The sequence below is a fragment of the Polaromonas sp. UBA4122 genome (assembly GCA_002381615.1).
Taxonomy (GTDB): Bacteria; Pseudomonadota; Gammaproteobacteria; order Burkholderiales; family Burkholderiaceae_C; genus Polaromonas.
Genome location: DFWY01000066.1, coordinates 22940 through 49539, shown reverse-complemented (window position 1 = coordinate 49539; position 26600 = coordinate 22940). Strand labels below are relative to the sequence as shown.

At 59.5% G+C, this 26600-nt stretch carries 31 protein-coding genes and 1 pseudogene; 15 read left to right on the top strand and 17 right to left on the bottom strand.

The features are described from left to right. Window positions 1-326, bottom strand: a 326-nt coding sequence (gene nadA / locus B3F77_RS08625; protein WP_293604564.1) for a quinolinate synthase NadA, incomplete at its 3' end; no start/stop codon positions are given. Then, window positions 326-1201, bottom strand: coding sequence for a carboxylating nicotinate-nucleotide diphosphorylase (gene nadC / locus B3F77_RS08620; protein WP_293604563.1), 876 nt, complete (start codon window positions 1199-1201; stop codon window positions 326-328). The genes nadA and nadC, both read right to left, overlap by 1 nt. Before the next feature lie 82 nt (window positions 1202-1283). Here nadC and panD point away from each other — a divergent pair. From panD to panC, 4 genes and pseudogenes are all read left to right on the top strand, one after another. Continuing rightward, a pseudogene (gene panD / locus B3F77_RS08615) lies at window positions 1284-1683 on the top strand (aspartate 1-decarboxylase). A gap of 28 nt (window positions 1684-1711) precedes the next feature. Then, entirely contained in the window at window positions 1712-2743 is a 1032-nt protein-coding gene (gene bioB / locus B3F77_RS08610) for a biotin synthase BioB (protein WP_293604562.1), read from the top strand. An 82-nt stretch (window positions 2744-2825) separates the two neighbouring features. Continuing rightward, window positions 2826-3728: a 3-methyl-2-oxobutanoate hydroxymethyltransferase gene (gene panB / locus B3F77_RS08605; protein ID WP_293604561.1), complete on the top strand. Its 903-nt coding sequence runs from the start codon at window positions 2826-2828 to the stop codon at window positions 3726-3728. A gap of 24 nt (window positions 3729-3752) precedes the next feature. After that, on the top strand, window positions 3753-4601 hold the full coding sequence (gene panC, locus B3F77_RS08600; protein WP_293604560.1) for a pantoate--beta-alanine ligase: 849 nt from the start codon (window positions 3753-3755) through the stop codon (window positions 4599-4601). Between the two features lie 219 nt (window positions 4602-4820). On the opposite strand, the gene B3F77_RS08595 is transcribed toward panC, so the two are convergent. The 4 genes from B3F77_RS08595 to B3F77_RS08580 all read right to left on the bottom strand — a co-directional run bounded on the left by B3F77_RS08595 (window position 4821) and on the right by B3F77_RS08580 (window position 7304). Continuing rightward, complete coding sequence (locus tag B3F77_RS08595) at window positions 4821-5882, bottom strand: NAD(P)H-dependent glycerol-3-phosphate dehydrogenase (RefSeq protein ID WP_293604559.1); 1062 nt, start codon at window positions 5880-5882, stop codon at window positions 4821-4823. A gap of 39 nt (window positions 5883-5921) precedes the next feature. Beyond that, a complete protein-coding gene (gene secB / locus B3F77_RS08590; RefSeq protein ID WP_293604558.1) occupies window positions 5922-6389 on the bottom strand; it encodes a protein-export chaperone SecB in 468 nt (155 codons plus the stop codon). 128 nt (window positions 6390-6517) lie between these two features. Further along, window positions 6518-6781 carry a glutaredoxin 3 gene (grxC, locus tag B3F77_RS08585; RefSeq protein ID WP_293604557.1) on the bottom strand — a complete coding sequence of 88 codons (264 nt, stop codon included), beginning with the start codon at window positions 6779-6781 and terminating at the stop codon, window positions 6518-6520. A 112-nt stretch (window positions 6782-6893) separates the two neighbouring features. Then, on the bottom strand, window positions 6894-7304 hold the full coding sequence (locus B3F77_RS08580; RefSeq protein ID WP_293604556.1) for a rhodanese-like domain-containing protein: 411 nt from the start codon (window positions 7302-7304) through the stop codon (window positions 6894-6896). A gap of 123 nt (window positions 7305-7427) precedes the next feature. Here B3F77_RS08580 and gpmA point away from each other — a divergent pair, with 123 nt between their 5' ends. The 3 genes from gpmA to B3F77_RS08565 all read left to right on the top strand — a co-directional run bounded on the left by gpmA (window position 7428) and on the right by B3F77_RS08565 (window position 10686). Continuing rightward, window positions 7428-8171, top strand: coding sequence for a 2,3-diphosphoglycerate-dependent phosphoglycerate mutase (gene gpmA / locus B3F77_RS08575; protein WP_293604555.1), 744 nt, complete (start codon window positions 7428-7430; stop codon window positions 8169-8171). A gap of 183 nt (window positions 8172-8354) precedes the next feature. Then, the gene (locus tag B3F77_RS08570) at window positions 8355-9818 is read left to right on the top strand and encodes a S41 family peptidase (RefSeq protein ID WP_293604554.1); all 1464 of its coding nucleotides are present in this window, start codon (window positions 8355-8357) and stop codon (window positions 9816-9818) included. Between the two features lie 118 nt (window positions 9819-9936). After that, window positions 9937-10686 carry a HesA/MoeB/ThiF family protein gene (locus B3F77_RS08565; RefSeq protein WP_293604553.1) on the top strand — a complete coding sequence of 250 codons (750 nt, stop codon included), beginning with the start codon at window positions 9937-9939 and terminating at the stop codon, window positions 10684-10686. A 62-nt stretch (window positions 10687-10748) separates the two neighbouring features. Here B3F77_RS08565 and B3F77_RS08560 read toward each other — a convergent pair whose 3' ends face one another. Next, complete coding sequence (locus tag B3F77_RS08560; protein ID WP_293604552.1) at window positions 10749-12764, bottom strand: AsmA family protein; 2016 nt, start codon at window positions 12762-12764, stop codon at window positions 10749-10751. A gap of 348 nt (window positions 12765-13112) precedes the next feature. Here B3F77_RS08560 and B3F77_RS08555 point away from each other — a divergent pair, with 348 nt between their 5' ends. Beyond that, complete coding sequence (locus tag B3F77_RS08555) at window positions 13113-13493, top strand: response regulator (RefSeq protein ID WP_293604551.1); 381 nt, start codon at window positions 13113-13115, stop codon at window positions 13491-13493. 2 nt (window positions 13494-13495) lie between these two features. On the opposite strand, the gene B3F77_RS08550 is transcribed toward B3F77_RS08555, so the two are convergent. Further along, window positions 13496-14128, bottom strand: a complete 633-nt coding sequence (locus B3F77_RS08550) for a response regulator (RefSeq protein ID WP_293604550.1) — start codon at window positions 14126-14128, stop codon at window positions 13496-13498. A 133-nt stretch (window positions 14129-14261) separates the two neighbouring features. Between B3F77_RS08550 and B3F77_RS08545 the strand changes: the two genes are divergently transcribed. The 7 genes from B3F77_RS08545 to B3F77_RS08515 all read left to right on the top strand — a co-directional run bounded on the left by B3F77_RS08545 (window position 14262) and on the right by B3F77_RS08515 (window position 18298). Next, the gene (locus B3F77_RS08545; RefSeq protein WP_293604549.1) at window positions 14262-15602 is read left to right on the top strand and encodes a CHASE3 domain-containing protein; all 1341 of its coding nucleotides are present in this window, start codon (window positions 14262-14264) and stop codon (window positions 15600-15602) included. 218 nt (window positions 15603-15820) lie between these two features. Beyond that, window positions 15821-15985 carry a DUF1328 domain-containing protein gene (locus tag B3F77_RS08540; protein WP_293604548.1) on the top strand — a complete coding sequence of 55 codons (165 nt, stop codon included), beginning with the start codon at window positions 15821-15823 and terminating at the stop codon, window positions 15983-15985. A 90-nt stretch (window positions 15986-16075) separates the two neighbouring features. Then, complete coding sequence (locus B3F77_RS08535) at window positions 16076-16480, top strand: glycine zipper domain-containing protein (RefSeq protein ID WP_293604547.1); 405 nt, start codon at window positions 16076-16078, stop codon at window positions 16478-16480. 100 nt (window positions 16481-16580) lie between these two features. Beyond that, window positions 16581-16898, top strand: coding sequence for a hypothetical protein (locus B3F77_RS08530; RefSeq protein WP_293604546.1), 318 nt, complete (start codon window positions 16581-16583; stop codon window positions 16896-16898). 6 nt (window positions 16899-16904) lie between these two features. Beyond that, window positions 16905-17351 (top strand): hypothetical protein, encoded by a 447-nt coding sequence (locus tag B3F77_RS08525; RefSeq protein WP_293604545.1) that lies wholly within the window; start codon window positions 16905-16907, stop codon window positions 17349-17351. Further along, on the top strand, window positions 17348-17890 hold the full coding sequence (locus tag B3F77_RS08520) for a ferritin-like domain-containing protein (RefSeq protein ID WP_293604544.1): 543 nt from the start codon (window positions 17348-17350) through the stop codon (window positions 17888-17890). Before B3F77_RS08525 ends, B3F77_RS08520 begins: the two co-directional genes overlap by 4 nt. Before the next feature lie 93 nt (window positions 17891-17983). Beyond that, on the top strand, window positions 17984-18298 hold the full coding sequence (locus B3F77_RS08515) for a BON domain-containing protein (RefSeq protein ID WP_293604543.1): 315 nt from the start codon (window positions 17984-17986) through the stop codon (window positions 18296-18298). A 237-nt stretch (window positions 18299-18535) separates the two neighbouring features. Here B3F77_RS08515 and B3F77_RS08510 read toward each other — a convergent pair whose 3' ends face one another. The 9 genes from B3F77_RS08510 to B3F77_RS08470 all read right to left on the bottom strand — a co-directional run. Then, window positions 18536-19042, bottom strand: coding sequence for a BON domain-containing protein (locus tag B3F77_RS08510; RefSeq protein WP_293604542.1), 507 nt, complete (start codon window positions 19040-19042; stop codon window positions 18536-18538). Window positions 19043-19240: 198 nt separating this feature from the next. Continuing rightward, window positions 19241-19771 carry a thermonuclease family protein gene (locus tag B3F77_RS08505; protein WP_293604541.1) on the bottom strand — a complete coding sequence of 177 codons (531 nt, stop codon included), beginning with the start codon at window positions 19769-19771 and terminating at the stop codon, window positions 19241-19243. A 136-nt stretch (window positions 19772-19907) separates the two neighbouring features. After that, window positions 19908-20726 carry a DUF429 domain-containing protein gene (locus B3F77_RS08500; RefSeq protein WP_293604540.1) on the bottom strand — a complete coding sequence of 273 codons (819 nt, stop codon included), beginning with the start codon at window positions 20724-20726 and terminating at the stop codon, window positions 19908-19910. A gap of 63 nt (window positions 20727-20789) precedes the next feature. After that, on the bottom strand, window positions 20790-21212 hold the full coding sequence (locus tag B3F77_RS08495; RefSeq protein WP_293604539.1) for a BLUF domain-containing protein: 423 nt from the start codon (window positions 21210-21212) through the stop codon (window positions 20790-20792). A 4-nt stretch (window positions 21213-21216) separates the two neighbouring features. Then, a complete protein-coding gene (gene folE, locus B3F77_RS08490; protein WP_293604538.1) occupies window positions 21217-21939 on the bottom strand; it encodes a GTP cyclohydrolase I in 723 nt (240 codons plus the stop codon). A gap of 145 nt (window positions 21940-22084) precedes the next feature. After that, window positions 22085-23329, bottom strand: a complete 1245-nt coding sequence (gene clsB / locus B3F77_RS08485; RefSeq protein ID WP_293604537.1) for a cardiolipin synthase ClsB — start codon at window positions 23327-23329, stop codon at window positions 22085-22087. Between the two features lie 373 nt (window positions 23330-23702). Further along, complete coding sequence (gene nudB / locus B3F77_RS08480) at window positions 23703-24149, bottom strand: dihydroneopterin triphosphate diphosphatase (RefSeq protein WP_293604536.1); 447 nt, start codon at window positions 24147-24149, stop codon at window positions 23703-23705. Window positions 24150-24223: 74 nt separating this feature from the next. Beyond that, window positions 24224-26029, bottom strand: a complete 1806-nt coding sequence (gene aspS / locus B3F77_RS08475; RefSeq protein WP_293604535.1) for an aspartate--tRNA ligase — start codon at window positions 26027-26029, stop codon at window positions 24224-24226. Window positions 26030-26063: 34 nt separating this feature from the next. After that, window positions 26064-26600 (bottom strand): DUF502 domain-containing protein (locus B3F77_RS08470; protein ID WP_293604534.1); only part of this gene is annotated, 537 nt, incomplete at its 5' end.

The window sequence follows — 26600 nt, the reverse complement described above, 5'->3', positions numbered from 1 at the left end:
GCGGTCTCGCCCATGAAGCGCACGCCCGACACCACCAGCGTTTGCGCGGCGTGGTCACGGCCAAAGCGTGCCATTTCCAGAGAATCCGACACCAGGCCACCAGTTTCCTCGGCCAAATCCTGCAGGTCGGGGTGCACATAGTAGTGCGACACCATGACCGCGTTACGCGCCTTCAGCAGGCGGCGAATGCGGTCTTTCAGTTCGGCACGCTCGGCCTGCGTCGGCTCGACCGGCACCTGCGCCCAAGCGTGGTGTGTGGAGCAGGTTGTTGACTCGCCAGAAACAGCTATCTCCGGCTGTTCATAATCGACGTTGATCCTGGGCATCACTGAACTCCTTGCTGCGCCTCAAAGCGCATCGAAAAATCAATCGCCTGCACATTCTTGGTCAGCGTGCCGATGGAAATCCGGTCCACGCCCGTTTCGGCCAGCGCACGCAGGCCGTCCAGTGTGACGCCGCCCGAAATTTCCAGAATCGCCCGTCCGGCGTTGATCCGCACCGCCTCTTTCAGGGTGGCCAGGTCCATGTTGTCGAGCAGCACCATGCGGGCACCGGCGTCGAGCGCCTGCGCCAGTTGGTCCAGGGTTTCCACCTCGATCTCCACAAAATCAGCCTGTGCGGCGACCTGCGCGGCACGTTGCAACACCTGCGCAATGCCGCCAGCAGCGGCGATATGGTTTTCCTTGATGAGCACCGCGTCGTACAAGCCGACCCGGTGGTTGGTGCCCCCGCCGGTCAAGACCGCGTATTTTTGAGCCAGGCGAAGGCCCGGCAGCGTTTTGCGGGTGTCCACTATCCTGGCTTGGGTGCCCTTCACAAGGGCGACATAAGCCGCGGTTTTGCTCGCAACGGCGCTTAAAAGCTGCAAAAAGTTCAGCGCCGTGCGTTCGGCCGACAGCAGTGCACGGGCCTGGCCCTGCACCTCGAACACCACCTGGTTGGCCTCGCAACGCTCGCCGTCCTTCACCTGCCAGACCAGTTGGGCCTGCGGATCGAGCTGCCTGAACGCAGCCTGCACCCAGGCACTGCCGCACACCACAGCACTTTCCCGGACCAGCACCTGCGCGCGCGCCTGGCGGGTCGGATCAATCAAGGCGGCGGTCAAATCACCCGCACCCACATCCTCTGCCAGCGCACGCGCTGCATCGGCCTGGGCCAGCTGGTCAAGCGCCTCGGCGGAAAAATTAAATGACTTTTTCATAAGCAATCTGAATAAAGAATCTCAAAGAAAGCGCACTGTACAGTGCCCTAAACTACCTGCCAATCCTCCGGAGAAGTCGCAAATGTTACCGCCTCCAAAAAAAACGACACTTCAATCCACACTCACTACGTTCAGAACCCTGCTCAAATTCAAAATCCACGGCGCCGCAGTGACCCACTGCGAGCTCAATGACGAAGGCTCGTGCGCCATCGACGAAGACCTTGGCGAGAACGAGCAGGTCCATATCTGGAACATCAACAACGGTGAGCGCTTCATCACCTACGCCATCCGGGCAGAGCGCGGCAGCCGCATCATCTCGGTCAATGGCTCGGCGTGCCGCGGTCGGTGACCTGGTCATCATTGCCGCCTTTGCCCAGGTACATGAGGACCATGTGGCCGGTTTCAAACCCAAGCTGGTGTTCGTCAACCTGGAGAACCGCATCAAGGAAGAGCGCTCGATCATTCCGGTTCAACTCGCGTAAACCTGACCCCTCTTTTCAGCCAAAAAACATGTCTACTCCTACCGAACAAACCATCACCCTCCACCGGCCCGCAACGAGCAAGCCGGAGACTCCCAAAGCGGCTGGCTCGACTCAGGCACGCTGGAGCATCGACGCGGTTGAAGCCCTTTTCAACCTGCCCTTTCCCGAACTGATGTACCGCGCGCAAGTGGTTCACCGCGAAAACTTCGACCCCACCCGCGTTGAATTTGCCACGCTGCTGTCGGTCAAGACCGGCGGTTGCGCCGAGGACTGCGGCTACTGCCCGCAGGCCGCCCGCTATGACACCGGCGTTGAAGCCAGCAAGCTGATGGAGCCCGCCGAAGTGCTGGCCGCCGCCAAGCGCGCGCAGGCAGCAGGCGCCACGCGCTTTTGCATGGGCGCCGCCTGGCGCTCGCCCAAAGACCGTGACATTGAAAAAGTGGCCGAGTTGGTGCGCACCGTCAAGGCGCTGGGTCTGGAGACCTGCGCCACGCTGGGCATGCTGGAAGACGGCCACGCGCAAACGCTGCAAAGCGCGGGCCTGGACTACTACAACCACAACCTCGACAGCGCACCCGACTTTTACGGCGACATCATCACCACGCGCGACTATCAGGACCGGCTCGACACGCTGGCGCGCGTGCGCAGCGCCGGCGTGAAGGTCTGCTGCGGCGGCATTGTGGGCATGGGCGAAACCCGCCGCCAGCGCGCCGGCCTGGTGGCCGAGCTGGCCAACCTCACGCCCTATCCCGAATCTGTGCCCATCAACAACCTGGTGAAGGTTGAAGGCACGCCGCTGGCTGACCAGGCCGACCTGGACCCGTTTGAATTCGTGCGGACCATTGCGGTGGCGCGCATCACCATGCCCACAGCCCGCGTGCGCCTGTCGGCTGGCCGCCAGCAAATGGGCGACGGCGTGCAGGCCCTGTGCTTTCTGGCCGGCGCCAACTCGATTTTTTACGGTGACAAGCTGCTGACCACCGGCAACCCCGACACTGCAGCCGACGTGCGCTTGCTGGAGCGACTGGGCATGAGCCGCTCGGCGCCAGGTGGCCAATGAGCGTGCTTGTCAGGGCGCTCTACCGCGACGGCTAAAAAGGGCGGAGAAGCTGGTTAGACTCTCGCTAACTCTGGACTGAACCATGACCTCGGCAAACGCTTTTTCATCCTCTTCCGCCCCGCCATCAGCAACGCCCTACGGCACGCTGCCGCCCACCTCCCAGCCGTCGGCGCGCAAACCGCTGAGCCTGCCGCGTCTGCGCGAAATGCGCGCGTTGGGCGAAAAGATCACCATGCTGACCGCCTACGACGCGACCTTTGCCGCCGTGGCCGATGCCGCGGGCGTGGAATGCATTCTGGTCGGCGACTCGCTGGGCATGGTGTGCCAGGGCCTCTCCAGCACCGTCGGCGTGACGCTGGAGACCATGCGGCACCACACCGAGTGCGTGGCCAACGGCCTGCGCCGCTCGCAAGCGACCGCCTGGCTGATTGGCGACTTGCCGTTTGGCAGCTACCACGAGTCGAAGGAGCAGGCCCTGCGCAGCGCGGTGGTGCTGATGCAGGCCGGTGCCCACATGGTCAAGTTGGAAGGCGGCGGCTGGACCGCTGATACCGTGCGCTTTCTGGTCGAGCGCGGCATTCCAGTCTGCGCCCACCTGGGGCTCACGCCGCAAACCGTGCATGCGCTGGGCGGTTACCGCGTACAAGGCAAAACCGAGGAATCGGCGAACACCCTCAAACGCGAAGCACACGAATTGCAGGATGCCGGTGCCGCCATGCTGGTGCTGGAGATGGTCCCAGCGGCTTTGTCGGCTGCGCTCACCCAGGAATTGGCGCACTGCCCCACCATCGGCATTGGCGCGGGCAACGGCACCGCCGGTCAGGTGCTGGTACTGCACGACATGCTGGGCATGAATCTGGGCAAGATGCCGAAATTTGTGCATAACTTCATGGAGGGCGCACACAGCGTGCGCGGTGCCATGCAAGCCTATGTATACGCCGTGAAAGACGGCAGCTTTCCGGTGAACGCCACCCACGCGTGGTAGCCCGCCCCCCATTAAGGAAACAAGATGCACATCGTCCACACTATTGCCGAGCTGCGTGAACGCCTCAGCCCCTTCAAGCGCCCGGCCTTTGTGCCCACCATGGGCAATCTGCACGACGGCCATATCGCGCTGGTCAAACAGGCCAAACCGATGGGCGATGTCACGGTGTCCAGCATTTTTGTGAACCGCCTGCAGTTTGCGCCGAACGAAGACTTCGACAGCTACCCCCGCACGCTGGACGCTGACGCCCAGCGCCTGGAAGCGGCGGGTTGCAATGTGCTGTTTGCCCCGCGCGAGAAAGAACTCTACCCCGAGCCGCAAACCTACAAGGTGCACCCCGCGAGCGACCTGAGTTCCATTCTGGAAGGGCACTTTCGCCCGGGCTTTTTTATCGGCGTCAGCACCGTGGTGCTCAAGCTCTTTTCATGTGTCTATGCCGGCATGCCCTCGGGCGTGGCCGCTTTTGGCAAAAAAGACTACCAGCAGGTGTTGGTGGTGCGCCACATGGTGCAGCAGTTTGCCCTGCCGATTGACATTCTGGCCGGCGAAACCCAGCGCTCAGAAGACGGGCTGGCGCTGTCATCGCGCAACGCTTACCTCAACCCGGTCGAGCGTCTTGAGGCCGCGCAACTCGCCAAAGCGCTGCGTGCCCTGGGCGAAGCCGCCCGGGCCAGCAGCACGCCCGACCTGCCCACCCTGGAAGCCCAGGCCATGCAGGCCTTGGCACGCCGCGGCTGGAAGCCCGACTACCTGACCGTGCGCCGCCGCGCCGACCTGCTGCCACCACAGAGCCCGTTCGCGGGTGAAGCGCTGGTGGTGCTGGGCGCGGCCAAACTGGGCAACACCCGGCTGATTGACAACCTGGAGATTTGAGTCAGCGCCGCAATGCGTGATGGCGCCGCGCTTACTCATATTTTGATAGCTGCTTGCGCCCGCGCTGATTGGACTAAAGGCCTATTTGGCTTAAAAAAATCGACCATGGGATCGAATACACCGCACAAAGAAACCTGTTTTCAGGTATCAAATAGGCTTCAAGCCCAATAAATACGGGCATGAACAGCTATTTATTTAATAGCGTTCCAACCAGGGCCTTCAACCGGGCTCCGCGCTAGGCTCGCGCCCCATCAACGCCGCCACCGCCTCTGCGGGCTGCAGCTTGCCATCCAGCAGCGCCACCACGCTCTGCGCGATCGGCATCTCAACCCCCAGACCGGCTGCGCGCTGCACCACCGTGCGGGCGCAATAAACGCCTTCGGCCACATGACCCAGCGACTCAAGCACTTCGGCCAGGGTTTTGCCCTGCGCCAGCAGCAAGCCCACCTTGCGATTGCGGCTGAGGTCGCCGGTGGCGGTCAACACCAGGTCGCCCAGTCCGGACAGGCCGGTGAAGGTCTCGGCGCGGGCGCCCAGCGCAACGCCCAGGCGGGTCATTTCCGCCAATCCGCGCGTGATCAGTGCGGCGCGGGCATTGAGGCCCAGCTGCAGACCGTCACACAAGCCCGTGGCGATGGCCAGCACATTCTTGACGGCACCGCCAACTTCGACGCCCACGATGTCGTCATTGGCGTATACGCGCAGGGTGGGGCCGTGAAACGCCGCGACAAGCGCATCGCGCACCTCGGCGTGTTCGCTGGCGGCCACCAGCGCCGTCGGCTGGCCCCGCGCCACTTCCAGCGCAAAGCTCGGGCCGCTGAGCACGCCCGCTCTTAAATTGATAGCTACCTGCGCCCGTATTTCATGGACCAGCAGGCCAAATGATGCTGAAGATGAGGCTGAAGACGGCGCCGCGGCCAGCGGGGCTTCAAAGCCCTTGCTCAGCCAGGCCACCGGAACGGTGGCGTGTTGCAGCTTTTGCAACAAACTCCGCGCCGCTGAAACCGGCGTGGCCATGATGATGAGGTCTTGTCCGCTGACCGCCTGGGCCAGCGACGCCTCGCTGCCGCCTTGCACAGCCAAGCTGTCGGGCAAGGCAATGCCGGGCAGGTAGCGGGTGTTGGTGCGCCCGGTTTGCAGAGCTTTGACCAGCGCGGCATCGCGTGCCCACAAGGTGACCTGATGCCTTGGTGCGCTGCGGCCTGCAGCACCATCAGCACGTGAAGCGCTGACGGCCAGCGCCGTGCCCCAGGCGCCAGCCCCAATCACGACTATTTTCATGACCACAAAGCCGGCAAGCTCGGGCGGCTCAACTGGCCATCAAACGATGATTTGCGGTGCGGCCGACGCTGCGGCAGCGGCTTCGGCCTGCTGCTGCTCGTACATGGCTTGGAAGTTGATTTCAGCCATGTGTACAGGCGGGAAACCGCCGCGCTGGATGATGTCGGCGACATTGCTGCGCAGGTAAGGGTACACAATTTGCGGGCAGGCGATACCCAGAATGGCACCGAGCTGATCAGTCTGCACGTTGCGGATTTCAAAAATGCCCGCTTGCTTGGCTTCGACCAAAAACACTGTCTTGTCGGCAATCTGGGTGTGTACGGTGGCCGTCACGATGATTTCAAACAGGCCGTCCGCCACGGGCTTGGCATCGACACCGAGCTGAATATCCACGCCAGGCTGCTCCTGGTTCAGGAGAATTTCCGGCGAATTGGGTTGCTCCAGCGACACGTCCTTGAGGTAGACGCGCTGGATCTGGAATACGGGGTCAAGATGGGCTTCGGCCATGGTGCTCTTTCGGGGTGCTGGAAAAATCAGAAGGATTTTGAACTGCCTGCGGCACTTGATGACGTGCTGCGTCAGGCAAAGGCACATTATCTCAGGACCGCAGCCCCGATCAGCCGCCAGACGGGATGTTAATTTGCAGCGTTCAGCAGCGGCATCAGGCCACCCCGGCCATCCAGGGCCACCAGGTCGTCACAGCCGCCTACATGGGTGTCCCCAATGAAAATTTGCGGCACCGAGCGCCGACCCGTGATGTCCATCATTTTCTGACGCTCGCCAGTTACCATATCTACCCGGATTTCATCGAGTTCGGTCACGCCGCGCTCCTTGAGCAACTGTTTGGCGTGAATGCAATAAGGGCAGGTGCCGGTGGTGTAGATCTTGACGATTTGCATGGTTTCTTCGGGTCGTGCCGGCAGGCGCCGAGCAGGGAATGGGACGTATCAGGACAAAGCAAAGCCGGGCCGGTGGCCAGAAACAATCCGGCCACCGGGGCTTTCAGGCTTTTCAGGCCTTCTCAAGAGGAAGGTTAGCTTGTTTCCACGCTTTGAGCCCGCCGCCCAGCGATTGAGCCTGCTCGTAACCAAGTTTTTTGGCGATGGCGACAGCGCGGCTGGAGCGCATGCCGCTGGCGCACACCAAAATCAGCGGCAAGGCTTTGTTTTTGACCACGCCAGTGAGCTTGGCTTCAAGCCTGTCGAGCGGCACATTTTTCGCGCCAGCGACGTGACCCGCCGCAAATTCGTCCGCTCCGCACACATCCACCACCACGGCTTTTTCGCGATTGATCAGCTGCACGGCGTCGCTGGCGGTCAGCGCGCCGGCATTCATGCCGCTTGAAATCATGGGCCAGAACAGCATGCCGCCAGAGGCGAGTGCTATGGAAATCAGCATCCAGTTATCGATCAGAAATTTCACTTTGTACCCTTTGTGTATTTTTCAGCTAACCCGTGATTTTAGAATGGAGGGGAAAACCTGCTTGCAGACTGCCATTTATCCCTACCCGACCCTGTTTCCATTTTTATTCAAACTCTCCACACCATGTACAAACTCGTGCTCATCCGCCACGGCGAATCGACCTGGAACCTTGATAACCAGTTCACAGGCTGGACCGACGTCGACCTCACGGAAACCGGCATCACACAGGCCAAAACCGCCGGCAAGCTGCTTAAAAATGAAGGCTATGACTTCGACCTGGCCTACACCAGCGTGCTCAAGCGCGCCACCCGCACCCTCTGGCACGTGCTGGACGAGATGGATCGCACCTGGCTACCCGTGGTGCACAGTTGGCGGCTCAACGAGCGGCATTACGGCGCCTTGCAGGGGCTGAACAAGCTTGAGACCGCCAAAAAATTTGGCGACGAACAGGTGCTGCTCTGGCGCCGCAGCTATGACACCCCACCCCCGCCGCTGGACGCCCAAGACGAGCGCAGCGAGCGCGGCGACCCGCGTTATGCCAAACTGCCACCCGAACAAGTGCCCCTGACCGAGTGCCTGAAAGACACGGTGGCGCGCGTGCTGCCCTTCTGGAATGAGTCCATCGCACCGGCCATCAAAGCCGGCAAGCGCATTGTGGTGGTGGCCCACGGCAACTCCATACGCGGGTTGGTGAAACACCTGGACAACATCTCGGACAGCGACATTGTCGGGCTCAACATACCCAATGGCATTCCGCTGGTGTATGAACTGGACGCAGCGCTCAAGCCGCTGCGCCACTACTACCTGGGTGATAGCGAAGCAGCTGCCCAAGCGGCGGCGGCCGTCGGCGCACAAGGCAAGGCCTGAGCAGCAAGCGGCTCTTTCAGCGCCGTTTTTGTAAAAGTCCTGTAACAACGGGCTGTTTCGGTACTTTTTCTGCGTCGCACGGCGCTGGAAATGGAACTGTGGCGCAGGGCCTCTCTCCAAGGTGTATATTGCTCCAGTTATAAAGGAGCAAGCGTTCCTCAATAGGCTTACGAAGGTATTTTTATGGGTCAAAAGCTCAAAATAGCAGGCTGGATTTCAATTGGTGTCGTGGCAGGCGCCCTCACCACGGTGCAAGTGCAAGCCGTCGCGCGCGGCGGCCTTGCGCCCTTGCCGCTGGAAGAGCTGCAACAGCTCGCTGCAGTCTTCGGGATGGTCAAAACAGACTATGTCGAGCCGGTTGACGAGAAAAAACTCATCACCGATGCCATTTCGGGCATGGTCTCCAGCCTGGACCCGCACTCGGTCTATTTCGACAAAAAATCGTACAAGGAATTCCGAGAGGGCACGAGCGGCCGCTTTGTCGGCGTCGGTATCGAGATCAGCCAGGAAGACGGGCTGGTCAAGGTGGTTTCTCCGATTGAAGGCTCGCCCGCCGACCGGGCCGGCCTCAAGCCCAACGACCTGATCACCCGGATTGACGACTCGGCCGTCAAGGGCATGAGCCTCAACGATGCCGTCAAGAAAATGCGCGGCGAGCCCAAAACCAAGGTACTGCTGATGATTTTCCGCAAGGATGAAAACCGGACTTTCCCGGTGACCATCACGCGCGAAGAAATTCGCACGCAGTCGGTTCGCGGCAAGGTCGTGGAACCCGGCTATGCCTGGATTCGCCTGAGCCAGTTCCAGGAACGCACGGTGGACGATTTTGTGACCAAGCTTGAGCAGATTTACAAGCAGGAGCCCCATCTCAAAGGTTTGGTGCTGGACCTGCGTAACGACCCCGGTGGTTTGCTGGACGCGGCGGTTGCGGTGTCCTCAACCTTTTTGCCAGAGAACGTGACCGTGGTATCCACCAACGGCCAGCTGGCTGAAAGCAAATTCACCTACAAGGCTGCGCCGGAGTTTTACCAGCGCCGCAACGGTGCCGACCCCCTCAAGGGCTTGCCTGCGGCGCTCAAGAGCGTGCCACTGGTGGTGCTGGTCAATGAAGGCTCAGCGTCGGCCAGCGAGATTGTGGCGGGTGCCCTTCAGGATTACAAGCGTGGCACCGTCATGGGCACGCAGACCTTTGGCAAAGGCTCGGTTCAGACCGTTCGTCCGCTGGGCCCCGACACCGGCATCAAACTGACGACCGCGCGTTATTACACCCCGAGCGGCCGGTCGATCCAGGCTCGCGGAATTGTGCCCGATGTGCTGGTTGACGATACCGCCAATGGCAGCCCGTTTGCCGTGCTGCGCACACGCGAAGCCGATCTCGACAAGCACCTCAACAGTGGCCAGGGCGCTGAAGTCAAAGACCCGGGCAGGGAAAAGGCCCGCGAAGCAGCCTTGAAACGCCTCGAAGAAGATGCTTTGAAACGTCTCGAAGAAGACGCCAAGAAAACACCCGAACAGCTCCGGCCGCCCGAACTGGGCAGCGACAAGGACTTCCAGTTGGCACAGGCCATCAATCAGCTCAAGGGGCATCCCGTGCTGGTCAGCAAGACCGCTGTGGTCGAGACCAAAAACGAGAAAAAAGAAAACTAGGCTTTCCCTGGATTAACCAGGCCAAGCCAGGCTCGGGCCGACTCGTGTCACTTGACCCCAGTCGGCCTGTTTTTTTCCCTGACAAAACAGGGACAAGACTCTGACGGGCTCCGCTTTCATGAACGACGAACAGCTGCTTCGCTATTCCCGGCACATTCTGCTCGACGAAATCGGCATTGAAGGCCAGGAAAAACTCCTGTCTTCGCACGTGCTGATTGTCGGCGCGGGCGGGCTGGGCTCTCCGGTGGCTTTGTACCTTGGCAGTGCCGGTGTTGGCCGTATCACCATCGTTGACCACGACCGTGTGGATGCCACCAACCTGCAGCGGCAAATCGCCCACAATCTGGCGCGCATCGGTGAGTTCAAGGCAGCGTCCGTGGTGCAGTCCATTGCCGCCATCAACCCGGATGTGAAAGTCATTCCTGTCACTGAACGGGCCGATGATGCCCTGCTTGACAAGCTGGCGTATGAAGCAGACCTGGTGCTCGACTGCACTGACAACTTTGCCACCCGTCACGCCATCAACCGCGCCTGCGTCAAACACGGCAAGCCGCTGGTCTCGGGTGCGGCCATCCGCTTTGACGGGCAGGTGACCGTCTACGACCCGCGAAGCGCGCAATCACCCTGCTATGCCTGTGTTTTTCCGGAGTCGGACTTGCTGGAAGAAACCCGCTGCGCCACCATGGGCGTATTTGCGCCCTTGGTCGGCATCGTGGGCACCGTCCAGGCTGCGGAGGCTTTGAAACTGCTTTGTGATATTGGGCAGCCGCTGACCGGACGGCTGATGATGCTGGATGGCCGAAGCATGGAGTGGAGCGAGATGAAACTGACGCGAAACCTCGCATGCGCAGTCTGCGGCAACCATTGAACTGCTGGGTGAACCCACGGTTGAATCAGGCAGCGGCCACGGGCTATCCTGAAATCACCCAGTTACCTTGTGCCGGCTGCCAGAGGCCGTGAGGCCGTTTTTGGCTTGGCCGCCTCTGCCAAAACAGCACGGCAATCCGCATCCTGACCGGGGCCTGTTTCCACCGTGGCGGCCAGCGCCAGCAGGGGATTGATGGCTGCCAGCACCAGGGCAATACCGACCCGACCCGCCAGCGCAACCTTGTCCGGTCCGGCTGATGGCGCTGCAAAGGTGCCGCCAATGCGCAGCGGTGATCTCAAACTCAAAATACTACGGTCTTTAGGCACCGGATCCAGAATGATATCCAGCGTTTCGTTGGCAAGACTCACTCGCCCGTGGCCATTGATCACCGTATCGCTCGTATCCAGCACAATAGCCCTGCTGGTCATCAAGCCCTGCTTCACATCGAAGGCGGCCGCCGCGCAACGCAACTGCACATTGCGGTCGCCGCGCAGCATAAACTTGATGACTTCTCCCCCATCAAGGCCCATGTATTCGAGTAGGATGTTGCTGATCTCGCCTTTACCCATGAGGACGGCGATATCCCCGGAGGCAGATCCCAGCATGTGCGCAACAGAGTTGCCACGCCCCTTCAGGTCGAACTGTCCGCTAATTTTTCCGAGACCGCTCCTGGTCGTCTCCACTGCAGGAAACAGCTGATTCAAGTGCAAGCCGCGCGCATCCAGCCGGGTCGTGAAGGCTGCTGGTGCGACGTTGGAGTCGATGCGAATGCTTCCAGCCACCGACCCGCCGGCAACACCCAGCGAAACGGGGTCCAGTTGCAAGACCCCTGCGGTCAGCTTGATGTGAACACTGCCCTGGTCCAGCGGCAGCGCCCGCACATGCCTGATATCCGCCGCCGAGTAGGTCACGTCTGCGTTCATGGCCTGGAGTCTGGCCACGTCCAGGGTCGCAATGGGAAGCACCTTGCGCGAGGCCGCGGTACTCCGGGTCGACGTCTCTCCCCCGGATGAGGCCGCCTTGCCGGTGGCGGAGGAAACCGCTGCGGTTTGTGGGGGCGTGCCGGAAGAAGGCGCCAGACCAATCACCGCCCCCAAATCCGCAAAATCCAGCAGTTTGGACTGCACCTTGCCGGTCAAAAGTGGCACGGCAGCCGATTGATCAAAACGCAGGTCCCCGCTGAGGTCGGACCGGCCCAGCACCCCCTGAATCTGGCTGGCCGCCCACACCTTGCCGTGCTCGGCTAACTTGCCGCGAAGTTTGTAGGGCGGAGAGGAAGGCAGCACCACGCCCAGCAATTTGTACAACTCATCCAAATTTCGACCCTGCAAATCAAAGGTAGCGTCAATGCCTGCGAGTTCCGCGAGATTGGCAATCGAGCCCTTGGCCGTGAGGCTGGTTCGTCCGGCAACGGCATTCACCTCGACCGGAAAAGGTGCTTCGGTGTTCTTGCTCAGCTGCAGCGCGCCACCGGCGCGGCCATGGGCGGTAAACGCCTCATTTTTCCATTTTCCACTGGCCTTGTAGCTCAAGGGCAATGGCCCGGCCGACTCCTGGGCAAGGGAAAATTGGGCCGTCACATTTGCACCTTGCGCCGCCGCCAGGTATTTGACGGTGCCTTGGTCAACCAGCAGGGAGCCGATGTCCGGGACGGCACCCTCGTCGGACGTATCGCGCGATAGCGCCCAGGTCCGCCGTCCATCCGGCTCAATCTGCAGGCCAATGTGCGGTTTGGTCAACGCAAGCCGCGGCATGTCTACCTTTCCAAACAGCAGCGGCAGCAATTTGATGTCAAATTCGGCAACGCTCGCCTTGAGAAGATAGGGCTCACTGGCCCACTCGGGGTTGGCAAATTCCACACCATCCGCGCGGACGGTTGTGGTTCGTCCCAGATGCACTGCCAGATGTCGCGTAATTTCGAAACGCCGCCCCAGCTGGCCCGACACATAACGATTGATCGGTTCGCGCAGGGCATCCCATGGAAAGAAAAAAACAACCAGCGTGAAAACAACAAGCAGGGCGGCAAGGCCGACAAGCCACTTCCGAAGAATGACGGATTGAAACAGGGAGTTATTCATGCGTTTCAGTGGTTTCAAGCCCGCTTAGAAAAGGCTTGCCTTGCAATGGCCGACGATGCGCTAAAAAACAGGAGTGAGTGAACACGCATGCGCTCTGAATCGCAGATCCTTCACTATCGGATGAACAGCTGTTTGCGACAATCGGCAAGCGCCACCAAAGGCTGTGGGCATGTACCTACAGAAGCCAATGCAAAAAGGCGGGCGTAGGAAAAGTCCTACGCCCATGGGATGCAATCACTGGCAGAATCGACTTAAAGATAAAGATACATTAAAAAACAAGGTGCGCTCGCATTTAGGCCTTTCGTAGTCTTCCGAAAGCCGGGCAGCCCCCCCATATGGATTTGAGCAGTGAGACTGAAAACTTACATCGTCGAAGACAACCCCACCATTCGCGAGAACCTGATTGACACGCTTGAAGAACTGGCTTGCGTCACTGCTGTGGGAACCGCAGACACCGAGAACGAAGGTAAAGCCTGGCTAGCCGAAAACCGTGATGAATGGGATTTGGCCATCGTCGATTTGTTTCTGAAGCAAGGAAGCGGGTTGGGCGTGCTCGCCGCTTGTCGGGACCGCCCATCCAGGCAGAAGGTTGTGGTTCTGAGCAATTACGCCACAGCTGACATTCGCCAGAGATGTGCGCAGTTGGGAGTCGACGCGGTTTTCGACAAATCCAATGAAATTGACGCCCTGGTGGACTATTGCATCCAGCAGCGCGGAACCTCTGATTGAAATCAATCGATCAGCTTGTTCTTGAGCGCGTAATAGGTGAGGTCGCTATTGGAAGAGAGACTCATCTTTTCCATCACGCGGGTTCTGTAGGTGCTGACGGTTTTAACGCTCAGCGAAAGCGCTTTTGCAATATCGCCAGCCGTTTCCCCTTTGGCCAGTTTGAGAAAAACCTGAAACTCCCGTTCAGACAATTGCTCATGGGCGGCCATGTCATGGGGCCGGTTCAATTGTTGCGCCAGCAGCTCTGCCACCGCCGGCGTAATGTAACGCTTGCCCAGCGAGATCACCCGAATGGCGTCGACAATTTCCGACGGGTCGCACTCCTTGTTAAGGTAGCCGCTGGCACCTTGGCGAATCAGGTTGACCGCATAATGTTCTTCGGGGTAGCCGCTCAAAATGAGAACGCCCACGTCGGGCGCTTTGGCGCGGATCATGGCAAGCGCATCAATCCCGCTCTGGCCCGGCATGGACAGGTCCATGACCAGAATGTCCAGTTCGACATTGCGAACCAGGTCAATCGCCTCGCGGCCACTGGCGGCCTCGCCGACGACTCGCAAATCCACTTGGTCGGAGAAAAACTGTTTGAGTCCCGAACGCACAATGGCATGGTCGTCCACAATTCCAATTTTTATCATGTCGCTGTCTTTCTATAAAGCCTGCATGAGCAGGCGATGCAATGAACAAAGATGGCCGGGTCCGGATATCCGTATTGATTTTCAGTGCTGATTATTGACGAATTATTCACCGAAGTACTAAACGGAGTTTGCCGTGAAAAGAATAGCGTTACCAAAAATGGCCGTCTCCCTGTTTCTGGCAGTGCTGGCCGCCGCCCTGATGATTTCCATCAATGAGGTAAGTTTTAACCAATCCATGGCAGCGGCGGCCAACATAGAGGAGGGTCAACAAACCCGACGGGCCATCAATAAATTGCTGCAGCAGGTGCTGGACGCAGAAACAGGGCAACGGGGCTTTCTACTGACTGCCGACCCGCGCTATCTGGAACCCTACAACACAGCCACGGCGGAGATCGACCAGACCCTGGACGTCCTGCGCCAGCAGTTCACGCCCTACCCGGACCAGCTCGCAGAGTTTGGCATCCTGGCCAGGCATGTTTCGAGCAAACTGGCCGAGATGGACCTGAGCGTGCGCATGCGCAAGGAAAGCAATGAAGATGCCTGGAAATTTGTGTTGACCACAGACATCGGCAAGGAGCACATGGACGCCATCCGTGAGGAAACCACCAAGCTGGGCGCCGGCAGCGTCAGCAAAATGGAGCTGGGACATGCCCAGATCAGGAAGACATTGCAGCTGTCTCGCATCGGCATTGCCACCATGGCACTGGCCGGCTTGCTGGTTTTTTACATGTACCTGCTGCAAACCAAGGCAGTGCTCGCCTCGGACCAGCGCGAGCAAGAGTCCCTGCAGCGGGAACGTGACATGCTGGAATCGCAGGTGCGGGAGCGTACTGCCGACCTGGCCAAGCTGGCCACCCATTTGCAAAATGTACGGGAGGATGAGCGAGGTCATCTGGCACGCGAACTGCACGACGAACTGGGCTCACTGCTGACAGCCGCAAAACTGGATGTGGCCAGACTGAAGTCACGCCTGGCTGACAGCCAGCCGGAAGCAGCAGAACGCCTGGCACATTTGACCAGCACGCTGAACAGCGGCATTGCATTGGCGCGCCGCATTGTTGAAGATTTGCGGCCGTCCGCGCTGTCTCATCTGGGTCTGGCGGCCTCGCTTGAAATTCTGGCCCGGGAATTCGCAGAGCGCTCCGGGCTGTCCATCACCACTGACATCGAATCTGTCGATCTAAGTGGATCGGCCCAGTTGACTGTTTACCGACTGGTACAGGAATCGCTGACCAACATCGGCAAATATGCAAATGCCAGCCAGGCAGAGATCAGCCTTCACGACTTCGACGGCTATATCACCGTTGAAGTCAAGGACAACGGCCAAGGCTTCGAGCTGGAAAGCGTGGGCCCGACAAGCCACGGTCTTGCAGGCATGAGCCACCGCGTGGAAGCTGCCGGCGGTCGCCTGACCGTAGCCAGCACCGAGGGAAGCGGCACGCAGATTTTGGCCGTGCTTCCCAAGACAATCTGAACATTTTCCGAGTAGTCTGCAGCGCCACAACCGGTTCACCGCGCGCGTCACCCGCGACAGCGTAACAAACTGTCAGCCCCCTCCTACAGCGTGTCCGCCCAGAATCTGACAGGGGCACACGTTCACAGCCGATGAGAAAAAACCAGCATTCTCATTAACCTTGCTACAGGCGCTTCAAAAAGAAGCCTCGCCCAACCAGCCAAAGCAAGGAGCTTGAGATGCTGCACTATGCCGTCGTTTTTCTGGTGATCGCATTGATCGCCGCCGTGTTTGGCTTTGGTGGCATCGCGGCAGGTGCCGTTGAGATCGCCAAAATTCTTTTCTTCATTTTCGCCATCATGGCCATCGTGAGCTTTGTGATCACCTTGCTCAGGAAGAACTGACGTCGGCCATTACAGCGTGCGAACCCGCGCCACTTCATTGCCTCCTTCCATTGCGCCAACACCTTAAATTCAACTTACCAAGGACCTGTCATGAATACAAATACCGTCTCCAAAACCGCCCATGAAATGATGCCCGCCATGCGACAAACCTCTGATGGGTTACTGCAGACGGCCGGCAAGGCAGTGGACTCGACCCGTGATTATGCAAACGATGCCTTGGACAAGGCAGAAAGCAAACTACGCGATCTTCGCGGCAGCGTCGACCCGGTCGTGGACATGCTGGCTTCCAAAGCACAAAAGCTGGCCCGCCATAGCCTGGACCTGGCCTCGGAGGCCAAGGACCGCGCCGAGCAATCCCTTAAACGCGCTACGACGGTCACCACGCGCTATGTCGCCGATCAACCTTTGCGTTCCGTGCTCATTGCCGCAGCGGTGGGCGCCGCGGTGGCTTTGCTGATTGCCTCTTCACGCCACCGCAATCAAAACCGGTATTGAAAACTGTTGTTGATTTCCCTGGTTAATTGCTAACGCTCAACACACCACACGCATGCTGCACCCGATTTTTTCAACGTTGATCCAAAGACCGGATCTGGTCATGGACCATCTCTCGGCCTATGCCGCGTTGCTTCATCAGGAAGCTTCCAGCGCCGGTTCCGAGTTGTTGGCCCGCGCTGTGGCATGGGTGCTGGCCGTGCTGTCGGTGCTGGTCTTTCTGGTCCTGGCTGGCACGGCCCTGATGCTGGGCTTGCTGCAGAACCAGTTCCATTGGGTGCTGCTGGCAGTGCCGGGTTTTGCGCTGTTGCTCACCATCATTGCTGTCTTCCAGGCTAGAAAGCCATTGCAGAGTGAGCGATTTCCTGAGCTGAAAGCACAGCTGGACAGCGATGCGCGGGCGCTGCGCGTGGTCGCCTGAATGGCCATGCCTTCCATCACCGCCCCGACACCGCAAGAGCGTCTGGCGATCAGCCGCAAGGCCATCGTCAGGAACATGACCCGGGACAGCCAGGCCTCTGAAGACCAGCACAGCCATGAATTCAATGAAGATGAACCGTCCCGACCAGCTTCTGACGGGCCTTGGGGGCTCGTCAAACACGCGATACAGGCCTGGTGGCGCAACCACCCAGTGAATGTCGCGCTTGATCTAGCCCGGCCCGTTATCGGCAAATATGCCGAAGAGCAACCGCTCAAACTCCTGGGCATTGCCGCCGGCCTTGGCGCTGCTGCCGTCGTGCTCCGGCCGTGGCGCCTGGTTTCGCTGGGTGCGGTGCTGGTTGCCGCCCTCAAGTCCTCCGAGCTTTCAGGTGTCCTGCTTTCAATGCTTTCCAGCCCCTTGCAAGATTCTAAAAAACCTTCTACAAGATTATGAAAACCAACACAGCTTCTTCCACCCAGCTGGCCCTCGACGAAAAAGGCCTGAACGCAGCCAGGAAAAGCCTGAACGATGGGGCCATTACCCCTGCTTATGGGCCGCACCGGAACGCCATTGTAAAACTGCTCAACGACGCTTTGGCCACTGAACTGGTTTGCGTACTGCGTTACAAGCGGCATCATTTCATGGCCAGCGGCGTGTCGTCTGCCAAGATTGCCGAGGAATTTCTGGTTCATGCCAATGAAGAATCTGGACACGCCGACCGCATTGCCCGGCGGATTGTGCAATTGGGCGGAGAACCCGACTTCTCGCCCGATACCTTGCTGCAACGCAGTCACGCCGACTATGACGAATCGAATGACTTGCAGACCATGGTTCGGGTCAATCTGATCGCCGAACGGATTGCTGTTGAAGCCTACCGGCAGATGATTGCACTGACCGGCGACAAGGATCCCACCACCCGCCGCATGCTGGAGGACATTCTGGCCGACGAGGAAGAACACGCCGACGAACTGAAGGACTGGCTGGAGAAATAACCATTACCGCAGGTCGATTGGCGTGGTGCCGCTGATCGACAGGCTTTTAAACCTTGCACTGGTTCAATTAAATCAATTCAAGAGGAAACCAAAATGAAATACGTTCGCGCAATTGCATTCGCCGCCTTGGCAGGCATCACCATCATTGGCACCGGCTGCGCCGTGGGGCGTGGCCAGGAAACAGCCGGCTCCTATGTTGATGATGCAGCCATCACGACCAGCGTCAAGGCCAAGTTCGTTGAGGACAAGACTGTTTCAGCCACCTCCATCAGCGTTGAAACGCTCAATGGCACGGTTCAGCTGTCCGGTTTTGCCAAGTCGGTTGCTGAGAAAACCCAGGCTGGAAATATTGCCCGTGCGGTCAAGAACGTCAAGGGCGTGCGCAACGACATCGTCGTTCGTCCTTAAGCGCTTGTTGCACCTTTTCGCCACCTGAAGTGGCGAAGCCCAGGCAGGCGATGGAATTTTCATCGCCTGCTTTTTAATGTGTGTTTCATATCAAGGGTTGCGCCAAAAGTATGCAGCTTGCAGGCCTCGCGCGCGCGGATACTCAGCGCAACAACTGGCGATGAACATCAAAAAAGCGCTGCCCGATTCGTGCAAGACTCTGCAAGAACCGGCAGCGCGTCCGGGAGCGGCAGGCTGTTAACCCGCTTTCACAAGCAGCTTGTTCTCCACCGAGTTCACGCCCTTGACCGCTTTGGCAATGCTGCTGGCCCTCTCGCGGGCGGCGTCGGTGGGCGCCGAGCCGTTCAGCGTCACGGCGCCATTTTTTGTGTCCACGTTGATTTTTAGAGCGCTCAGGTCGGGGTCTTTGGCAAGCCCTGACGACACCGCCGCAGTGATGGCCATGTCATCCATCTTTTCGGCCGCTTTGCTGGCAACATCTTTGGCCGAAGACTCGGCGTTCTGGGTGGCGTCTTTCAGCGCGGCCCCTGCTTTGGCCAGGGTACTTTCGGTTTTAGCCTTGGCTTCTGCGGCGGCCTGCTCGGTTTTCGCAATAGACGAGTCGAGTTGTTGGCCCGCTGTTTTACCGTCGTCTTGCTTGCCACAGGCGCTCAATGCAAGAACAAGGGCCAGCGAACCGGCCACGAGCAGCGGTGTATCAAGATGCCATCTGGCTGGCGAACGGTCTGACGGTTGTTTTTTCATGATGGTTCCTGCTGTTGAAAATATGCACGCCCAAATAAGTAAGGGACGTGCAGGTCAAAGCGCCGATTATGAAATCGCGCGTTTTCACTTTAGCCAGTGCGCTGCCGGCGGCAGGTCAGCTTCCACCGAAATGGCCGTAGGACAAATGACCATAAAAGCCCGTTTCCTGGTGCCTGGCGCCGCACGGGACACGCAGGGTTAAAAGTAGCAGCTTCCATGCTGTTTCCGGAACGCCCGTGGATAGACAGGGGACGCCGCATGAACCGCCGAGAACAATCCAAGCCCCGCAGCTTTTGCACGGCGTTGCTGCACGGCGTAGGGACCGGCGTTGTTGCGGTAGCGGTATGACCAGGCCAACCCTTGCGCGACCATCCATTCCCCCAGGTCTTCGTCGTTTAAAACAATACGCGCCAGCAGGCGACCGTAATCGTCGTGAAGCCTGCCGTGAACAGCGACACGCTGGCCCAGCGCCCGTTGCCTGAGCGCGTCACGCGATGAGGTACCTCCTGGCTGGCAAATCTCCGGGGCGTCGATGCCATCGACACGAATGCTGACCGGCTTGCCGCCATCAGCCGGCCGCACATGGACGGTGTCGCCATCGACCACATAGGTCACTACACCCCACCACGTTGCCTGCGGCGGTGCCGATGAGCAAGCCGGAAAACACCAGGTCAGCAGCGCGGCAAAAACCAGCATGGCCAGCGATTTTGCCCTGTAAAGTGGCGTCATATTTTCCATTTACTATTAAATTAATAGCGTATTACGCCCTATTCTATTGGGCTATAGGCTTAAAACATACATCATCAAGTGGCAGGTGCTTTGCACGAAGCCACTTTCAACAAACGGGTTCACCAAAGCCAAAAGCCTACGCCGTGACAATCCAGCCTTCCAGCGGGTCCATCTCCGGCGGCAGGCCATAGCGGGGCAGGCCCTGCTGTGCGGCCCAGGCCGCCTGCAACAGGCACAGCACGGCATCCAGGCTGTCGCCGCTGGCGTCGTCAGTCAGGGCGTCGCGCTGGGCATGACTGACTTTCAGGCGCAAACCCAGCCGGGTTTGCCCGTGCTCCAGCGCGGTGATCAGGTCCTTGCGCGCAATCAGCCGATCGGGCGTCTGCTTGGCCTTGTCGTCGCTCTTGTAAGAACGGTTGCCCAGCACCTCGCGCGCCAGCAGGCCCGGGTAGGCTTCCAGCGCAACCCGGTGGCTATCGCCATCGTGCAGGCAGGGAAGGTGCACGCCAGCGGCCAGCAGCCGCGGCACGCCGGCATGCAGCATGTAAGCCACCGGCGGGTTGATCCATTTCATGGACGGGCTGGAGCCTGCCGGCCTGTCCGTTGCACGGTGGGAAAATTTCTGCCCTGCGGGACGCGCATCGCAAAAGGCGGCAAAAGTGTTGCGGATCTCGGGCCGGCTCAAGCCCGCGTAGTGACGGATCAGCTCGGGCCAATGCTCGGGCCAACCGAGATGCTCCACGAGCTCGCGCGGCAGGCCGAATGGAAAGTCAAAGGCCGCTATCCAGGCACGCTCCTGGCGCAACCAATGCTCGAATCCGTCCAGCGACTCGACGCGCTCAAGGCCCGCCAGCAGCACACGCCCTTTGGAGGCTGAGCCTGTGGCCATCACAATGGGTTTGCGGCGGCTGGGGCTGCTGGAAAAGTCGCAACCAACCAGCAGGTCTGGTGTCATAAGCCCCTCAACATCAGGCGCACCTTCAACCCAGCACCTGCGCGGCCGCTCTGCCGTGCAATGTCAGGCGCGGCCGATGACGGCGGCTGTGGCCATCAACTCTTCCAGCAGCGCAAGAGACACTTTGCCCGACACCGAATACGGATTGAGCTCAGGCTTTTCTGAATATTTCAGCAGGATGGAATGGTTCAGCTTGAGCAGGTTGACCTGCCCCATGGTCCAGCCACCAAAACGGCGTTCGGAAATTTCTTCGTAGTGAAGCAGCACCACGTCCTTGTGGCGCGGGTCCCGCTGAATGTGGCCGTAGAGCTCGCTGACTGCCATGCGGCCGCCTTCAATGGCCTGCAGGAAAATGCCCCCGCCGTAGCAGAGAATGCCGGTAATGCCGCAGGTCGGGTTGTACTGGCGTGACTGCAAGAGAATGGCATCAATGGCATCCGGACTGGCGTCCAGGGCGCGACTCGCATAAAGCAAACGTACCAACATCGGGTCAGCCTTTCCGCGGGATCAGTGCGAGAAACTCGCGGCGCAACGTGGGATCTTTCAGGAACACGCCGCGCATCACCGAATTGATCATCTTGCTGTCCATGTCTTTGACGCCGCGCCAGGCCATGCAGTAGTGGCTGGCCTCCATCACGATGGCCAGACCATCAGGTTGGGTTTTCTCCATGATGAGATCGGCCAGTTGCACCACGGCCTCTTCCTGGATTTGCGGGCGTCCCATCACCCATTCAGCCAGCCGGGCGTACTTGGACAGGCCGATCACATTGGTGTGCTCGTTGGGCATCACGCCGATCCAGACTTTGCCGATCACCGGACAGAAATGGTGCGAGCAGGCGCTGCGCACGGTAATTGGCCCAACGATCATCAGCTCGTTGAGATGCTCGGCATTCGGAAACTCGGTGATGGTGGGCGCTGGCACATAGCGACCTTTGAACACTTCGTTCAGGTACATTTTGGCCACGCGACGTGCGGTGTTGTGGGTGTTGTGGTCGCCATTGGTGTCGATCACCAGACTGTCGAGCACGCCCTGCATCTTGACTTCAACCTCGTCAAGCAGCGTTTCCAGCTCGCCCGGCTCAATGAATTGGGCAATGTTGTCATTGGCATTGAAACGCTTGCGAGCCTGGGTCAGGCGTTCACGAATCCTGACGGAAACAGGCGTGCCCTCGTCTGTCACGTCCTGGGGGGGCGTAGTGGTTTTCATAAGCATGACAGATATTAACAGCCTGCCAAAAAATGGTCTTGTCCGAAATTTTACAGGGTTTTTTGCCTTTAGCCCTTTACCGACGGGCGCAAGCAGCTATGAATTTTATAGCTAACAAACTCTCTTGCAGACTGTCAGTCTTGCACTGGGCTCAGTAACGCTGCCCGGTCACCAGCAGTGCCAGCCGCATCAGGGCATAAGCCATCCAGCCCTGCAGGCGCTGGCTCAGAGGCCGATGACCGTATTCAGCCGGGTCTATGCGCCGCCCGTGGCTGGCCATGGCCTCGCACAGACGGCCTCTCAAATCTTCGGCAAATGCCCTGTCTTCGACCACCACATTGGCTTCGCGGGCCAGCAGCAAGCTCAGCGGATCCAGGTTGGACGAGCCTACGGTCGCCCAATGCCCATCCACCACAGCGACCTTGGCATGGAGAAAACTGGCTTCGTATTCATGGATTTCGACCCCTGCCGCCAACAGGGCGCCATACACCGGCCGCGCCGCATGGTATTGCATGTAGTACTCGTACTTTCCCTGCAGCAGCAGGGTGACGCGCACACCGCGTCTGGCCGCCCTGATGAGGGCGCGGCGCAGTTTGCCGCCGGGCACGAAATAACCATTGGCAATGATGATTTCCTGGCGAGCCTTTCCAATGGCCTTGCGGTAAGCGCGCTCAATGCTGCTGCGGTTGCGCAGGTTGTCGCGCAACACCAGCACCGCTCTGGCTCCTGGCGCGCCGAGTGAGTAGGCCGCCCCTGAAGCTGACCCATTGGCGAGTGACGTGGTGCCGGTACGCCCGCCGTACCCTGCGGCCTTGAACTTCTCCCATGCGGCGCTCAGGTGCCTCTGCCGTGCGCTATACCCTGCCTGAACACGCCACCAGAGCTGGGCCATGGCATCGGCGGCCTCGGCCGCCAGCGGCCCCGTCACCGCCACGGCAAAATCGAAGCGCGGTGCTTGCAGTTCGCCATGGTTGGGGTCGTAGAAATCGTCGAGCACATTGATGCCACCACAAAAGGCCACATGCTGATCAACCACGCACAGCTTGCGGTGCAGCCTGCGCCAGCGGTTCGGTACCAGCAGGCCCAGCCCACCCAAGCCGGCAGCCAGCGGCGAGTACACGCACCACTGGACGCCCGCTTCAGCGAATTTTTTCTGCCACCCGGCGGGCAAGGGATCGGTGCCAATACCGTCCACCAGCACCTGAACCGTCACCCCGCGCCCTGCGGCCCGGACCAGCGCGTCGGCCACATCCGCCCCGGCTCCGTGAAAGTCGAAAATATAGGTTTCCAGCTGTATCCATGTTGCCGCGCCATCAAAGGCCTTGATGAGTGCAGGAAAAAGCGCCTGCCCCCCCTGAAGCAATTGCAGTGCCTCGGACTTGCGGAGTGGGGACATGGGCATTGGGGGTTTCGCGCAATGAAGTGTCGGGGTGTCAGGCTATTTAAACCTAAAAATGGCAGTTGACCGCTTGATTGGTTTGTTAAATCCACATGAAATCCAGCTTATTTTCCTTCGATCACGTTCACCTTTTGGGTCAGAGCGCTACGCACCCGATGGCACTGCGCTTGCCGCGCCATACGGCGTTGCTCCGCCTTGCGGGCAGTAGCCCGTTGCGTTGTCGCGCCTTGTCTGGCTCGCCAATCGCAGCACCCTCGGGCGCGTCCAACTGCCGTTTCCAGGTTAAACCGACTGCCCGGTGTTTGCCAATCCAGCGTGTCCCAAAGACCTGCAGAGCGATGCAACAGTGTTCTGCAAGCAACACCCAGACTCAACCCAGGAACTGCGGCAGTAGCAGGATGGCTTCGGCGTTGGAAGGAGAAAAGCAGCGATCAGCGGCAGCCCGGTGCGACAACCACTGCCAGGCCGTGTGCTCACGCGGATTGAGGGTCACATCACAGGCCGTGGGCAGGCACAGGCCAAACACATGCTCGGTGTTGTGGGTCACGCCCGGCGCATAGCGATGGCGCCAGACCGGGTAAATTTCATAAACATTCGAGATGCCCCAATCGCGCCATTGCGCCGGTGTGGCGGCAATGCCGGTTTCTTCCATCACCTCACGCAGCGCTGTCTGCAAAAGAGGCTCGCCCACCGCGTCTTTGGAGCCTGTGACGCTCTGCCAGAAACCCGGGTAGTCGGCACGCTCGATCAACAGCACATCCAACTGCGGCGTATAAATAACGACCAGAACCGACTCGGGGATCTTGAACGGTTTCAAAGCATTCCTCAGCAGTTTTTCTGCAGCGTCAGGTACGCAGCGCAGTACTCGAAGTGAAAAGCCTGGGGGCGATATCACTCCGGCTGCGGATTGCGCAGGCGGATATGCAGTTCGCGCAGCTGCTTTTCATCTACCGGGCTGGGCGCATGGGTTAGCAGGCATTGCGCGCGCTGGGTTTTGGGGAAAGCGATCACGTCACGAATCGACTCGGCACCGGTCATCATGGTCACAATGCGGTCCAGGCCAAAGGCCAGGCCACCGTGCGGCGGCGCACCATACTGCAGGGCGTCCAGCAGGAAGCCAAACTTCTCCTGGGCCTCTTCTGGGCCAATCTTCAGGGCATCGAAGACCTTGCTCTGCACCTCGGCACGGTGGATACGGACTGAACCGCCACCCAGCTCCCAGCCGTTGAGCACCATGTCGTAGGCCTTGGCAATACAGCGACCGGGATCGGTATCCATCCAGTCCTCATGACCGTCTTTGGGCGCCGTGAATGGATGGTGCACCGCACTCCAGCGCTGACCGGCTTCATCAAACTCGAACATCGGGAAATCAACCACCCACAGCGGCTTCCAGCCCTTGGTGAATAAACCTGACTTTTTGCCGAACTCACTGTGGCCGACCTTGACGCGCAGGGCACCGATGCTGTCGTTGACCACCTTGGCCTTATCGGCGCCAAAGAAAATCAGGTCGCCGTTCTGGGCGCCCGTGCGCTTGAGGATTTCTGCGATGGCCGCAGCGTGAATATTTTTGACGATGGGGCTCTGCAGGCCTTCCCGGCCCTTGCTCAGATCGTTGACCTTGATCCAGGCCAGGCCCTTGGCGCCATAGATCTTGACGAACTCGGTATACCCATCAATTTCGCTGCGGCTGATTTCAGAGCCACCCGGCACGCGTAGCGCCACCACGCGGCCCCCGGGTGTGGTGGCCGGAGCACTGAACACCTTGAAGTCGACATCCACCATGACATCGGTCAGCTCGGTGAACTCGAGGTTCACGCGCAGATCGGGCTTGTCGGAGCCGTAACGGTGCATGGCATCGGCATACGCCATGACCGGGAACTCGCCCAAGTCGGCCTTCAGCACGGTCTTGAAAATGTTGCTGATCATGCCCTGGAACATGTCGCGGATATCCTGCTCGCCCATGAAGGACGTCTCGATATCGATCTGCGTGAATTCAGGCTGGCGGTCGGCACGCAGGTCTTCGTCGCGGAAGCACTTGGTAATCTGGTAGTAGCGGTCAAAGCCCGCCACCATCAGCAGTTGCTTGAACAGCTGCGGGCTCTGCGGCAGCGCGAAAAAATGCCCTGCATTGACGCGGCTTGGCACGAGGTAATCGCGCGCGCCTTCGGGCGTGCTTTTGGTCAGCATGGGGGTTTCAATGTCGATGAACCCGTTGGCATCGAGAAACTTGCGCGTTTCCATGGCCACGCGGTAACGCAGCATCAGATTGTTCTGCATGTAGGGACGGCGCAGGTCCAGCACCCGGTGCGTCAGGCGCGTCGTCTCCGACAGGTTGTCGTCATCGAGCTGGAATGGCGGCGTGACGCTTGGGTTGAGCACCGTCAGCTCATGGCACAAGACCTCGACCTTGCCGCTTTTCAGGCTATCGTTGGTCGTGCCTTCAGGGCGGGCACGCACCACACCCCTGACCTGAACACAGAACTCGTTGCGCACGCCCTCGGCGGTTGTAAACATGTCGGCCCGGTCAGGGTCGCACACCACCTGCACGTAACCCTCGCGGTCACGCAGGTCAACGAAAATCACGCCGCCATGGTCGCGCCGGCGGTTGACCCACCCGCACAGGCTGACGGTTTGGCCCATGAGGCTCTCGGTCACCAGACCGCAATAGTTTGAACGCATTTGGGAAACGATAGCCATAAAAATACTCGAACTTTCAGCGCTGTGGCGCCGTTTACAGGGGAGGAGTCAGCGGTTTGACGGTGGGCTTTGCGGGAACGACAACGCCCATGGAAATCACATAGGTCAGGGCCTGATCGACACTCATTTTCAGCTCAATACAGTCCGATTTTTTCAGCATCACGAAGTAGCCCCCCGTCGGGTTGGGCGTCGTCGGAACATAGACACTCAGATAATCACCCGTCAAATGGTTGACCACATCGCCGCCGGGTACACCCGTCAGGAAACCAATCGTCCAGACGCCCTCACGCGGCCACTGCACCAGCAAGGCCTTGCGAAAGGCGTTGCCACTCTCTGAAAATAGCGTATCGGACACCTGCTTCACGCTGGAATAAATGGACCGAACAATGGGGATGCGGCGCAGTAACAAATTACCCCAGCCACCCAGTTTTTTACCCAAAAAGTTGCTGGCGATGGCGCCCATCAGCAACACAATCATCAGCGTCAGCAGCACACCAAAGCCGGGAATGTGAAAACCCAGCAGCTTGTCGGGCTGCCAGGCGCCCGGAAGAATCAACAGCGTCTGGTCCAG

Coding starts and splice junctions, on each gene's coding strand:
- B3F77_RS08520 (WP_293604544.1), top strand. CDS start 17,348: ATGAAAACCAACACAGCTTCTTCCACCCAGCTGGCCCTCGACGAAAAA.
- B3F77_RS08540 (WP_293604548.1), top strand. CDS start 15,821: ATGCTGCACTATGCCGTCGTTTTTCTGGTGATCGCATTGATCGCCGCC.
- B3F77_RS08535 (WP_293604547.1), top strand. CDS start 16,076: ATGAATACAAATACCGTCTCCAAAACCGCCCATGAAATGATGCCCGCC.
- B3F77_RS08515 (WP_293604543.1), top strand. CDS start 17,984: ATGAAATACGTTCGCGCAATTGCATTCGCCGCCTTGGCAGGCATCACC.
- B3F77_RS08525 (WP_293604545.1), top strand. CDS start 16,905: ATGCCTTCCATCACCGCCCCGACACCGCAAGAGCGTCTGGCGATCAGC.
- bioB (WP_293604562.1), top strand. CDS start 1,712: ATGTCTACTCCTACCGAACAAACCATCACCCTCCACCGGCCCGCAACG.
- aspS (WP_293604535.1), bottom strand. CDS start 26,029: ATGGCTATCGTTTCCCAAATGCGTTCAAACTATTGCGGTCTGGTGACC.
- panC (WP_293604560.1), top strand. CDS start 3,753: ATGCACATCGTCCACACTATTGCCGAGCTGCGTGAACGCCTCAGCCCC.
- folE (WP_293604538.1), bottom strand. CDS start 21,939: ATGCTTATGAAAACCACTACGCCCCCCCAGGACGTGACAGACGAGGGC.
- B3F77_RS08565 (WP_293604553.1), top strand. CDS start 9,937: ATGAACGACGAACAGCTGCTTCGCTATTCCCGGCACATTCTGCTCGAC.
- B3F77_RS08495 (WP_293604539.1), bottom strand. CDS start 21,212: ATGTTGGTACGTTTGCTTTATGCGAGTCGCGCCCTGGACGCCAGTCCG.
- B3F77_RS08500 (WP_293604540.1), bottom strand. CDS start 20,726: ATGACACCAGACCTGCTGGTTGGTTGCGACTTTTCCAGCAGCCCCAGC.
- gpmA (WP_293604555.1), top strand. CDS start 7,428: ATGTACAAACTCGTGCTCATCCGCCACGGCGAATCGACCTGGAACCTT.
- B3F77_RS08505 (WP_293604541.1), bottom strand. CDS start 19,771: ATGACGCCACTTTACAGGGCAAAATCGCTGGCCATGCTGGTTTTTGCC.
- grxC (WP_293604557.1), bottom strand. CDS start 6,781: ATGCAAATCGTCAAGATCTACACCACCGGCACCTGCCCTTATTGCATT.
- panB (WP_293604561.1), top strand. CDS start 2,826: ATGACCTCGGCAAACGCTTTTTCATCCTCTTCCGCCCCGCCATCAGCA.
- B3F77_RS08570 (WP_293604554.1), top strand. CDS start 8,355: ATGGGTCAAAAGCTCAAAATAGCAGGCTGGATTTCAATTGGTGTCGTG.
- B3F77_RS08595 (WP_293604559.1), bottom strand. CDS start 5,882: ATGAAAATAGTCGTGATTGGGGCTGGCGCCTGGGGCACGGCGCTGGCC.
- B3F77_RS08530 (WP_293604546.1), top strand. CDS start 16,581: ATGGACCATCTCTCGGCCTATGCCGCGTTGCTTCATCAGGAAGCTTCC.
- B3F77_RS08560 (WP_293604552.1), bottom strand. CDS start 12,764: ATGAATAACTCCCTGTTTCAATCCGTCATTCTTCGGAAGTGGCTTGTC.
- secB (WP_293604558.1), bottom strand. CDS start 6,389: ATGGCCGAAGCCCATCTTGACCCCGTATTCCAGATCCAGCGCGTCTAC.
- B3F77_RS08550 (WP_293604550.1), bottom strand. CDS start 14,128: ATGATAAAAATTGGAATTGTGGACGACCATGCCATTGTGCGTTCGGGA.
- B3F77_RS08510 (WP_293604542.1), bottom strand. CDS start 19,042: ATGAAAAAACAACCGTCAGACCGTTCGCCAGCCAGATGGCATCTTGAT.
- clsB (WP_293604537.1), bottom strand. CDS start 23,329: ATGTCCCCACTCCGCAAGTCCGAGGCACTGCAATTGCTTCAGGGGGGG.
- nadC (WP_293604563.1), bottom strand. CDS start 1,201: ATGAAAAAGTCATTTAATTTTTCCGCCGAGGCGCTTGACCAGCTGGCC.